The organism is Microvirga sp. P4_G7, from assembly GCF_056401005.1.
Genome location: NZ_JBFUKD010000693.1, coordinates 1 through 1,874, shown reverse-complemented (window position 1 = coordinate 1,874; position 1,874 = coordinate 1). Strand labels below are relative to the sequence as shown.

Below are 1,874 nucleotides of genomic sequence, written 5' to 3'. Positions count from 1 at the left end.
GCTGTTGCAGCTCACAAGGCAGCGAAGCAACCGCACCTCGACGCCGGCCGCGCGGTCGATGCGACCTGGAAACCGATCGCGGCAGAAGGTGACAATGCCAAGCGCTGGGCGAGTGGTTTGTCCGAAGCATTCCTGAAAGCGGAACGCGCTCGCCTCACGAAGGAAGCGTCCGACAAGGCAGCAGCGGGCCAAGCCGTCCGCCCCGAGGATATCAAAGTGAAGGCCGGAACGCGCGGGAAGGGAACGATACTGCGCAAGTTCAAGGATTTCAAAGTCAGCGACGCCGCGGCGCTCTGGGCGCATTACCGCGACGACAAGCGGATTATCGACTTCGCCATGAGTCAGGTCGGCAAGATCGCCATGGCTGAAATCGAAGCCGGCATGACCATTCCCGGCGCAGCAATCGAAATCGTAGAGAGGGCCGTCTAATGAACGCTCCAAATCCAATCGCGCTGGTGACCGATCCAGCTCCGAGGCAAGTCGCCAGCCTTACAGGCGGACCGGTTGTGGCGATCGTCCCGCAGACGTTCGACGACGTCTATCGGTTCGCTCAGGTGCTCGCAAAGAGCGGCCTGACGCCATACGGCATGAAAGAGCCGGAGAAGGTGACCGTCGCCATCCTCACCGGCCTGGAGTTGGGTGTGAAACCAATGCAGGCCGTGCAAGGGATCGCTGTCATCGGCGGTCGCCCGTGCGTTTGGGGAGATTTGTCGCTTGCGATCGTCCGCGCGTCCGGTCAACTCGAATACATCAGGGAGACTTACGAGGGTACACCGCCGAAGGATTGGGCGAAGCCCACCGCAGACGAGCAGACCTACAAAGCCGTCTGCCGCGTCAAGCGCCGCGGGGAACCGGAAGAGATCTACTCCGAATTCTCGATCGGCGATGCCATGCTCGCGAAGCTTTGGAACAAGAAGGGCCATCAGGGCGGCGATACCCCGTGGATCACCAATCCGAAGCGCATGCTGAAGATGCGAGCCCGTGCGTTCGCTTTGCGCGACACGTTCACGGAGTCGCTAAAGGGCGTTCTGATCGCCGAAGAGATGATCGGCAACGAGGAGCCCGTCTACAGCAACGAGCCACCGCCGGCACCACCGCCCGTGCCACAAGAGATCACGAATGCCGCGGGGACTTCCCCGCCGGCAACGGACGCCGGGGCTTCTGTGCCCTCGGGAGCCTCGGCGTCCAATCCCGATCCAGTCGAAGACGAACCGTTCGACAATGCCGAGGTCTTGTCCGAGATCGAGACGAACTGCTCGACGATCCAGACCGCGAGCGACATKGAAGAAGTCCGCGCGCTGTTTGCCGAGGATCTCGACAAGCTGACTCGTTCCGAGCGCGAGAAGGCGGACTACTATTTCGAGCAGGCGCAGGCCCGTCTCGATCGACAAGGAAGCACGCCCGTCGATCCGTTCGCGGTTCCGAAGACATTTGCGGACGTGAGGGCATACGCCGAGTTCATTAATGGGATGACCGACGCGGCCATTACTCCAGATCACGCCGATCAAATGGCAAAGGCCTGGAACGATTCGAAAGCGAACCGTGCCGAGTTGGACATGGACGGCGAAACCTTGAAAGAGCTTCGAACCGTTCTGCAGAACAAGATCGACCAGATCCGGCCACAGCCGGCACCGGCCGTGGATTTGTCCGTCGCTGCGACGACCGTCGAGCAGTACGCCGCCCAGGCTGAAATACGTGCTGGTGAGACCACAAACTCCGACGGCGCAGATATTCTCAGAAAGTGGTGGTTCGCCACGACCGATCTTCGCGACGCCCTAAAAATCCCACCGGCTGAGCGAGAGCGGATCAAGAAGGTCGTATTCGGCAAGATCGATCAGATCCGCGCGGCTGAGTAACAATCATGACCCGGCGCG

2 protein-coding genes are annotated in these 1,874 nt (G+C 60.9%); both read left to right on the top strand.

Features of this window, described 5'->3' with window-relative positions:
* Positions 1 to 429, top strand: a 429-nt coding sequence (locus AC1DT3_RS19615) for a hypothetical protein (RefSeq protein ID WP_477466890.1), incomplete at its 5' end; no start/stop codon positions are given.
* Positions 429 to 1,856 carry a recombinase RecT gene (locus AC1DT3_RS19610; protein ID WP_477466889.1) on the top strand — a complete coding sequence of 476 codons (1,428 nt, stop codon included), beginning with the start codon at positions 429 to 431 and terminating at the stop codon, positions 1,854 to 1,856. The genes AC1DT3_RS19615 and AC1DT3_RS19610, both read left to right, overlap by 1 nt.
* Positions 1,857 to 1,874 lie beyond the last annotated feature (18 nt).